The organism is Bradyrhizobium sp. IC3123 (genome assembly GCF_020193625.1).
Lineage (GTDB): Bacteria > Pseudomonadota > Alphaproteobacteria > Rhizobiales > Xanthobacteraceae > Bradyrhizobium > Bradyrhizobium yuanmingense.
Genome location: NZ_JADYVF010000009.1, coordinates 290,478 through 299,387, shown reverse-complemented (window position 1 = coordinate 299,387; position 8,910 = coordinate 290,478). Strand labels below are relative to the sequence as shown.

Genomic DNA, 8,910 nt, shown 5'->3' with positions numbered 1-8,910 from the left:
AGCTCAGCCCGTGATCTGACGGGGGCCTTTACGGCTCGGCATTTAGGAAACTTTTTCCATATTTGGCGCCGTACTTGAGCCACAATCCCGCGGCGTTCTGATAAGAGACAAGCTTGAATCGCGGGGACGCCTGTGGGGGCTGCCGGCGATTTTCATGGGGTCAGAGGAAGGCGATGTTGCAAATGACGCGACCTTCCTTCGGCATTCGAAAGACATCGAGAGAGCTTTACCCGTCCAGCTGTTCGTAATTTCGGCCGGCCCCATCAAGGGGCTTTCTGGGCGCGGACAGTTGTGCGGCTTGCCTGCTCCGGCGATCCCCGTTCAAGAGGGCAGCCTGGGACAGGTTCGAAACCGGGCATCTTGGGTCGTTGAGTTGGGGGACTTGGGTTGAACCACAGGACGTCACGCGGCACTTACGGGCGTGAGACCGGGATCATCGATCTCGGCCACGAGCCGCCGCTGTCCGTCGATGGTTCTGAAGCCGCGGTGATCGACCGCCGCCGCGTCTCGGTGCAATGGTTCAGCGGGACAATTTTGACCGGACTCTGCGGCGCAGCCCTGATCGGCGGCGCCGTTTTCGCTTCGCTCGACGGCGAGATGACCTTCGCCAAGGTGCCGGAGCGGGTCGAAGGCGCGCTGCGCGGAGCATTCGGCGCCGCCGATCGTGCCGCCACGCTGCACAAGAGCGATCGCCTGCCGCCGCCGAGCGAATCCACCGCCTCGCGCAACGTGATGCGCGTCTCGACGGTTGCCCGCGTCGGCAACCGTGACGTGATGCGGGTGCGTCCGTTCGTGCGGATCGCCGGCAATCTGTCGATGACGACGAGCGATCTGTCGGCGAAGATCCCGCCGTTCAACGCCCAGCGCCTGCTGACCGATGTCGGCTCCGACCCGAAGACGGCGTCCGACGATCCCAACAATCCCGAAGCCGTCGAGCCCGACGCGGAAGTGTCCTTCGTCACCAAGGACCTGTCGCCGGTGCTGCCGAAGGCCAAGATTTCCGCGGTGGTGGCACTCGACGACATCCTGATGCGGGTGCGCGATGCCGCCAATTGGCGCGGCAATGGCGGGGTGCGCTACGCCTCGCTCGCCAACACGGCTGCCGACATCTCCGGCGCGACCGGTCCTTCCGACATGAGAACCGCCTACGCCGCCGAGGCCTCGCCGTCCGATCCCTATGCCGGCTTCGAAACGCGCGTGGTGCCGGAGAACGTCACGCTGCTGCCCAAGACCAAGGAGCAGATCACCGGCGGCAATCCCAACGGCGAACGCGTCCACATGGTCAAGAAGGGCGACAGCGTCGCCGGCGTGCTGCGCGATCTCGGCGCCAATGCCGACGAGATCAAGGCGATCACCGCGACGCTCGGACCGCGCGGCCGCGACGGCGGCCTGAAGGAAGGCGAGAAGCTCCGCATCCTGATGGCGCCCGCAAGCCCCGGCGCCCGCCTGCAGCCCTATCGCGTCGTGGTTGCAAACGACACGATGGTGGAAGCGATCGCGGCGCTGTCCGATCTCGGCAAATACGTCGCCGTCGACGTCTCCAGCATGAATACCGTCGCCGATACTGCGGCCAACGCCAGCAGCGACGACGAGGATGACGATGACGGCTCCGGCGTGCGGCTCTACCAGAGCATCTACGAGACCGCGATCCGCAACAAGGTCCCGATGCCCGTCATCGAGGACATGATCAAGATCTACTCCTACGACGTCGATTTCCAGCGCAAGGTGCAGCCCGGAGATTCATTCGACGTGTTCTACGCGGGCGAGGACGAGGGCGTGACCGCGACCGAGAAGAACGAGGTGCTGTTCGCCTCGCTCACCGTCGGCGGCGAGACCAAGAAATACTACCGCTACCAGAGCCCCGACGACGGCCTCGTCGACTATTACGACGAGACCGGCAAGAGCGCGAAGAAGTTCCTGGTCAGAAAGCCCGTCAACAACGCCATCATGCGCTCCGGCTTCGGCGGCCGCCGCCACCCGATCCTCGGCTACGTGAAGATGCATACCGGCGTCGACTGGTCCACCTCCTACGGCACGCCGATCTTCGCCTCCGGCAACGGCATGATCGAGAAGGCCGGCCCCGAGGGCGGCTATGGCAAGTACATCCGCATCAAGCATTCCAACGGCTACGAGACCGCCTACGGCCACATGTCGGCCTTCGCCAAGGGCATGGAGCCCGGCAAGAAGGTGCGGCAGGGCCAGGTGATCGGTTTCGTCGGCTCCTCCGGCCTGTCGACCGGCCCGCACGTCCACTACGAGATCCTCGTCAACGGCCGCTTCGTCGATCCGATGCGCGTGAAGCTGCCGCGCGGCCGTTCGCTGGAGGGCCCGATGCTGGCAAGCTTCGAGAAGGAGCGCGACCGGCTCGACGGCATGATGAGCGGCCGCGGCGGCGCCATCGCCCGGATGTCGGACGCCACCGGCGGGCCGCTGCAGGTCACCAACCGGTAAGCCGGCAACGCGCCGATATCGGCCGGCGTTTTCAAACAGAATTTCAAACGAGCACGCTACGCAGCGAGGCCGCTTCGCGGCGACACAACGTCAAGTTTTGTTTGCCAAAGCCGCAGGACGGGCGAATACTTTCCAAAAAATGGGAGGTCACGCCATGAGAAACAGGCTCGCCTGCGCAGCCCTGATTGCTGCGCTGTTCGCCACAACGAGCGCATCGGCCGACAGCTGGGAGGTCACGAGACTCGTGCCGGGCTCGGCATTACATGGTGTGCACGGGCTCGGTGTCGACAAGGCCGGCCATTTGTTTGCCGGCAGCGTCGCGGGCGCTGCGCTCTACGAGGTCGACATTGCCGGCGGCAGCGCCAAGGTCGCGATCCCGGCACCGGTGGGGATGGCCGACGACATTGCGTTCGCACCCGACGGCACCATGGCCTGGACCGGCTTCCTCGCCGGCGATCTCTATGCGCGCAAGGGCGACGGTCCGATCAAGAAGCTCGCGAGCGGCCTGCCCGGCATCAACTCGCTCGCCTTCCGCAAGGACGGCAGGCTCTACGCCACCACCGTTTTCCTCGGCGATGCGCTCTACGAGATCGACGTCGAGGGCGTCAAACCGCCCCGCCAGATCATGGAGAAGATGGGCGGCCTCAACGGCTTCGAGTTCGGTCCCGACGACAAGCTCTATGGTCCGCTGTGGTTCAAGGGCCAGGTCGCAAGGGTCGACGTCGACAAGGCCGAGCTGAGTGTCGTCACCGACGGCTTCAAGATCCCGGCCGCCGTGAACTTCGATTCCAAGGGCAATCTCGTCGTGATCGACACCGCGCTCGGCCAGCTCGTCCGGGTCGATCCCAAATCGGGCGCCAAGACCATGGTCGCGCAGCTGAAGCCGTCGCTGGACAATCTCGTCATCGACGACAAGGACCGCATCTACGTCTCCAACATGGCCGACAACGGCATCCAGGAGGTCGATCCCGCGACCGGTCATGCCAAGCAGATCATCATCGGCAAGCTCGCTTTGCCCGGCGGCATCGGCGTCACCTCGGAGAACGGCAAGGACACGATCCACGTCGCCGACCTGTTCGCCTATCGCACGGTGGACGGCGTGACCGGCGAGGTCACCGAAAAGGCGCGCATGCACGCCGCTGGCACGACGCTCGAATATCCGATGAGCGCGACGGCGAAGGGCAACGACGTGGTCCTGTCGAGCTGGTTCACCGGCACCGTGCAGGTGATCGACGGCAAGACCGGCGCGACGCGCGACATGCTGCACGACTTCAAGGCGCCGCATGACGCGGTCGTGCTCGCGGACGGCAGCATCCTGGTAGCCGAGCTCGGCACCAAGTCGCTGGTCAAGGTGAGCGGCGAGCACGGCAAGGATCGCACCACGCTGATCGGCGCGCTCGAGGGTCCGATGGGTCTCGTCCGCGGGGCCGGCGACGAGGTTTACGTCACCGAGGCTTTTGCTGGCATCATCTCCAAAATCAACAGCACCGGCGAAAAGACCGTGATCGCCAAGGATCTGAAGATGCCAGAAGGCATCGCGCGCACCGGCGACGGCAAGCTGATCGTCGCCGAAGTCGGCGCCAAGCGGCTGATCGAGATCATGCCGGAATCCGGCAAGGTCACCGAGATCGCAGCCAATCTCCCGATCGGCCTGACCGGCGCCCCCGGCGGCTTGCCGACGCATATCCCCACCGGCGTCGCAGTCGGCGCGACGGGCGCGATCTACGTCAGCTCGGATGTCGAGAATGCGATCTACAAGGTGGTGAAGAAGTAGGAGCTACGTGCACGGGACTGGCGGGAACCGTCACGCCGGTTCCCCGGTTAGACGCTGACGGAAGCCAGCAGGAGGATCGCTCATGACGCGCCTCTCACGCGACGATGTCGTCAAGGCCGTGGACCGCGCCGATGACGTCACCATTGCCCAGATCATCGGGACCGGCGCGACCGCTGAGGAGCTTGCTGAGGCCCAGGCCTGGCTCGCCAACGATGAGCCGATGATCAACGATCTGCGCCCGCTGGCGCAGGGCCGGGTGCGCGAGCTGGTGGATATTTTGTCGGAGCTGGAGGAGGACGAGGAGGACGGCGTCGAGCCGCGCTCCGCCTCGGCCCCTGGCAACTAGCCAGACAGCAAAACAGGACGCCCCGGAGAGGTGACCCTCCGGGGCGGCTTTCATTTCAGATCCTCACCCTCCGGCTGGTTCACGAGATACTCGGACCGAGGTTCGAGGCCATGATGATCAGCATGTCGCGGAATCGACGGTACGGCCCTGGCCCTCGGCCAGCGGGCCGTCGCCGAGCGCCTGCAACAGCACGTTGAAGACGTTAACCCGCACGCACCCGTGCGAACAATTCCGACGGCATCATACCGAACATGTCGCGGAAGGCCGTGCTGAAATGCGCGGAGCTGGAAAAGCCCGCGTCATGCGCGGCCTCGGTCAGCGATTGGCCTTGTGCGACCGCCCGCGCGGCAGCGCCGATCCGGGACCAGATCCGGTAGCGGCGGAGCGGCACACCCGTGACGTCCTTGAAAAGATGCAGGAAGCGCGAGGACGAAAGTCCGGCCCTGCGGCCGAGTTCAGCAAGGGTGTGCGAACCGCTGGGCTGCTCGCGCATCCGCTCGATGGCGGCGGCAATTCTTGCATCTGGCTGCGGACTTGATCCGATCCCAAGCATATCGCGGGCTGCTTGCTGCGCGTCCTCAGATGCGAGGCGTCGCTCCGCGATGGCGCCGAACAGCGCGACGACCGACCTCTCGTCGATCATGTCGAACGCGGCCCTCGATCCGACCTCCTTCATTCGTGAGCGAAGCGCCTCGATATCGCGGCCGAGGGGATCGACATAGAGGAAGGCCATCCGTCCAGCATCGATGCGGAGATGGTGCAGACTGTTGGGCATGATCAGCACGCTGCGGGTCTCGCGATAAGACGGTGAGCGCGCCCTCGGATCGTTAGCTACGCCTATCGCCCCGTCGAGCGCGACGGCCAGCACGCCGGTGGCATTGCGGTGGGGCGTCAGACCGAAGGCTGGACCGAGATAGAGCACCCGCGCGTCCCAATCGAGCATCCGCGCCCTCTTTGGTCCGCCGCTGGGCGGCGTGCTGATAGCCAGTTCCTGAAAGCCGGAAGGCGAGGTCATGCCTCATCATAGCGCACCGGCACAGCGCTGCCGATGACCCGGGAGATCATATCGATGGACAGAGTTCTGGTAGATGACGCCGCACCAATCGCCGCGATCCGCGCCGCCGTCACGCGCTACGCGACCGCCTGGCAGGCCGGTGACCGCGCCGCGATCGCCGCCTGCTACCACGATGAATTCATGCTGCACTATGCCGGCCATAACCCGCTCGCCGGCACTCACCACGGCAAGGCGGCCGCGCTTGCCATTCTGGCCGAGGTCGCACGCCGCTCCAACCGAAAACTGCTCGCCATCGATGACGTCATGGCCGGGCCGCGGCGCGGCGCCATTCTCGCACGGGAATCATTCAGCCGGGACGGTCGCACGGCTGAACTGGAACGGTTGCTGGTCTATGCCGTGCGTGAAGGCCTGCTGAGCGAATGCTGGGTCTACGACCGCGATCAGGCAGTGGTGGACGCGTTTTTAGCGGATTGAAAACGCCCTCCGCGAGGTTGGCGCGGAGGGCGTGTATTTCATCAGTTCAGCTTCCGCTTCGCCACCGGCGCCTCGAACTGGGTGATCTCGGCGGTCTGCGGCGCCTTGCCGTTGAAGGTCAGCACATTGCCTTCGGACGAGATCGCGACATTGTCGCCGTCCCTGACGTCGCCGGCGAGGATCATCTCGGCGAGCGGGTCCTGGAGGTAGCGCTGGATCACCCGCTTCAAGGGCCTTGCGCCGTAGGCGGGATCCCAGCCCTTGGCAGCGAGCCAGTCGCGGCCCGCGGCATCGAGCGTCAGCACGATCTTGCGATCGGTCAGGAGCTTCTGCAGCCGCGCGAACTGGATCTCGACGATGCGGCCCATCTCGCTGCGCTGCAGCCGGTGGAACAGGATGATCTCGTCGACGCGGTTGAGGAATTCGGGGCGGAAGTGCGCCCGCACCATTCCCATCACCTGCTCGCGCACGGCCGAGGTGTCCTCGCCCTCCGGCTGGTTCACCAGATATTCCGAACCAAGGTTCGAGGTCATGATGATCAGCGTGTTGCGGAAGTCGACGGTGCGGCCCTGGCCATCGGTCAGGCGGCCGTCGTCGAGCACCTGCAGCAGCACGTTGAAGACATCAGGATGCGCCTTCTCGATCTCGTCGAACAGCACCACCTGGTAGGGTCGGCGCCGCACCGCCTCGGTGAGCGCGCCGCCCTCGTCATAGCCGACATAGCCCGGAGGCGCGCCGATCAGCCGCGAGACCGAGTGCTTCTCCATGTATTCGGACATGTCGAGGCGGACCATCGCGGTCTCGTCGTTGAACAGGTACTCCGCGAGAGCCTTGGTCAGCTCGGTCTTGCCGACGCCGGTCGGCCCTAAGAACATGAACGAGCCGGTGGGGCGGTTCGGGTCCTGCAAGCCGGCACGCGAGCGGCGCACGGCGGTTGCGACCGCACGCACGGCCTCGGCCTGGCCGACGACGCGCTTGCCGAGCTGCTCCTCCATCTTCAGGAGCTTCTCCTTCTCGCCTTCCAGCATCTTGTCGACGGGCACGCCGGTCCAGCGCGAGACCACCTGCGCGATGTGGTTGGCGGTGACCGCCTCCTCCATCATCTCGCCCGAGTTCTCCTTGGCTTCGATATCGGCAAGCTGCTTCTCGAGCTGCGGGATCCGTCCATAGGCCAGCTCGCCGGCCTTCTGGAATTCGCCGCGCCGCTGCGCATTGGCGAGCTCGACACGCAAGCCGTCGAGCTCGGCCTTCAGCTTCTGGGCGTCGGAGAGCTTGTTCTTCTCCGCGCTCCAGCGCGCCGTCAGCGCCGCCGACTTCTCCTCGAGCTCGGCCAGGTCCTTCTCCAGGGTCTGGAGCCGGGACTTGGAGCCGACATCGCTTTCCTTCTTCAGCGCCTCCTGCTCGATCTTGAGCCGGATGATCTCGCGGTCGAGCGAATCCAGCTCTTCCGGCTTGGAATCGACCTGCATCTTCAGCCGCGCCGCGGCCTCGTCCATGAGGTCGATCGCCTTGTCAGGCAGGAAGCGGTCGGTGATGTAGCGGTTGGACAGCGTCGTCGCCGCAACAAGCGCGGAATCGGTGATCCGCACGCCGTGATGCTGCTCATACTTGTCCTTCAAGCCGCGCAGGATCGAGATGGTGTCCTCGACCGAGGGCTCGCTGACGAAGATCGGCTGGAAACGCCGGGCCAGCGCGGCGTCCTTCTCGACGTGCTTCTGATATTCGTCGAGCGTGGTCGCGCCGATGCAGTGCAGCTCGCCGCGCGCGAGCGCCGGCTTGAGCAGGTTGGAGGCGTCCATCGCGCCGTCGCCCTTGCCGGCGCCGATCAGCGTGTGCATCTCGTCGATGAACAGGATGAAGGTGCCCTCGCTGCCGGTCACTTCCTGCAGCACGGCCTTCAGCCGCTCCTCGAACTCGCCGCGGTATTTCGCGCCGGCGATCAATGCACCGAGGTCGAGCGAGAGCAGCTTCTTGTCCTTGAGGCTCTCCGGCACGTCGCCGTTGACGATGCGCAGCGCGAGGCCTTCGGCGATGGCGGTCTTGCCGACGCCGGGCTCGCCGATCAGGACGGGATTGTTCTTGGTCCGACGCGAGAGCACTTGAATCGTGCGGCGGATCTCCTCGTCGCGGCCGATGACCGGATCGAGCTTGCCGTCGCGCGCGGCCTGGGTGAGGTCGCGGGCATACTTCTTCAGGGCATCATAAGCGTTCTCAGCGGTCGCACTGTCGGCCGTGCGGCCCTTGCGCAGCGCCTCGATCGCCGCGTTGAGGTTTTGCGGCGTGACGCCGCCTTTGCTCAGGATGGTGCCGGCCTCGCTGGTCTTCTCCAGCGTGAGCCCGAGCAAAAGCCGTTCGACCGTGACGAAGCTGTCGCCGGCCTTCTCGCCGGCCTTTTCGGCCGCATCGAAAGTGCGGGCCAGCTCGGGCGCGAGATAGATCTGCCCGGCACCGCCGCCGGAGACCTTCGGCACCTTGTTGAGGGCGTCCTCGGTCGCCTTCAGGATTGCGCGGGAATTGCCGCCAGCGCGGTCGATCAGACCGGCCGCGAGCCCCTCATTGTCGTCCAAGAGGACCTTCAGCACATGCAGGGTTGAGAACTGCTGGTGCCCCTCGCGCATGGCGAGCGACTGCGCGGACTGGATGAAGCCCCTGGAGCGTTCGGTATACTTCTCGATATTCATCTTTTCTGTCCCTCGGCCTGCCCTCGGGGTCCTCTAAGGCACCCCAAACGGCATCTTCATTGGGTTTCCGATTACCGCATTGACGTTTCTCAACCGGTAACGGTCGTCTTTTGCCGGCGTTGCCGCCGGCCTGGGCCAGATGTGGGAAGCAGGTTGCGGATGCGAAAGA

At 65.2% G+C, this 8,910-nt stretch carries 6 protein-coding genes and 1 pseudogene; 4 read left to right on the top strand and 3 right to left on the bottom strand.

Features of this window, described 5'->3' with window-relative positions:
• The first annotated feature begins 387 nt into the window (after positions 1-387).
• From I6F20_RS27110 to I6F20_RS27100, 3 genes are all read left to right on the top strand, one after another.
• Positions 388-2,451: a M23 family metallopeptidase gene (locus tag I6F20_RS27110; RefSeq protein WP_225128585.1), complete on the top strand. Its 2,064-nt coding sequence runs from the start codon at positions 388-390 to the stop codon at positions 2,449-2,451.
• Positions 2,452-2,605: 154 nt separating this feature from the next.
• The gene (locus I6F20_RS27105; protein ID WP_225128584.1) at positions 2,606-4,225 is read left to right on the top strand and encodes a Vgb family protein; all 1,620 of its coding nucleotides are present in this window, start codon (positions 2,606-2,608) and stop codon (positions 4,223-4,225) included.
• Positions 4,226-4,307: 82 nt separating this feature from the next.
• Positions 4,308-4,571 carry a hypothetical protein gene (locus I6F20_RS27100; RefSeq protein ID WP_035996955.1) on the top strand — a complete coding sequence of 88 codons (264 nt, stop codon included), beginning with the start codon at positions 4,308-4,310 and terminating at the stop codon, positions 4,569-4,571.
• 59 nt (positions 4,572-4,630) lie between these two features.
• Here I6F20_RS27100 and I6F20_RS27095 read toward each other — a convergent pair.
• Both I6F20_RS27095 and I6F20_RS27090 read right to left on the bottom strand, forming a co-directional pair.
• Positions 4,631-4,775 (bottom strand): annotated as a pseudogene (locus I6F20_RS27095) (AAA family ATPase); the annotation flags it as partial.
• A complete protein-coding gene (locus tag I6F20_RS27090; RefSeq protein WP_225128593.1) occupies positions 4,774-5,064 on the bottom strand; it encodes a helix-turn-helix transcriptional regulator in 291 nt (96 codons plus the stop codon). The pseudogene I6F20_RS27095 and the gene I6F20_RS27090, both read right to left, overlap by 2 nt.
• 576 nt (positions 5,065-5,640) lie before the next feature.
• Here I6F20_RS27090 and I6F20_RS27085 point away from each other — a divergent pair.
• Positions 5,641-6,060, top strand: coding sequence for a nuclear transport factor 2 family protein (locus tag I6F20_RS27085; protein ID WP_225128583.1), 420 nt, complete (start codon positions 5,641-5,643; stop codon positions 6,058-6,060).
• Positions 6,061-6,101: 41 nt separating this feature from the next.
• Here the strand turns inward: I6F20_RS27085 and clpB are convergent, their stop codons facing one another.
• Positions 6,102-8,741, bottom strand: coding sequence for an ATP-dependent chaperone ClpB (gene clpB, locus I6F20_RS27080; RefSeq protein ID WP_225128582.1), 2,640 nt, complete (start codon positions 8,739-8,741; stop codon positions 6,102-6,104).
• Positions 8,742-8,910: the final 169 nt, after the last annotated feature.

Bases quoted from the DNA above. Each gene is read 5' to 3' on its own strand.
- I6F20_RS27085 (WP_225128583.1), top strand. From the start codon at position 5,641: ATGGACAGAGTTCTGGTAGATGACGCCGCACCAATCGCCGCGATCCGC.
- I6F20_RS27090 (WP_225128593.1), bottom strand. From the start codon at position 5,064: ATGCGCGAGCAGCCCAGCGGTTCGCACACCCTTGCTGAACTCGGCCGC.
- I6F20_RS27100 (WP_035996955.1), top strand. From the start codon at position 4,308: ATGACGCGCCTCTCACGCGACGATGTCGTCAAGGCCGTGGACCGCGCC.
- clpB (WP_225128582.1), bottom strand. From the start codon at position 8,741: ATGAATATCGAGAAGTATACCGAACGCTCCAGGGGCTTCATCCAGTCC.
- I6F20_RS27105 (WP_225128584.1), top strand. From the start codon at position 2,606: ATGAGAAACAGGCTCGCCTGCGCAGCCCTGATTGCTGCGCTGTTCGCC.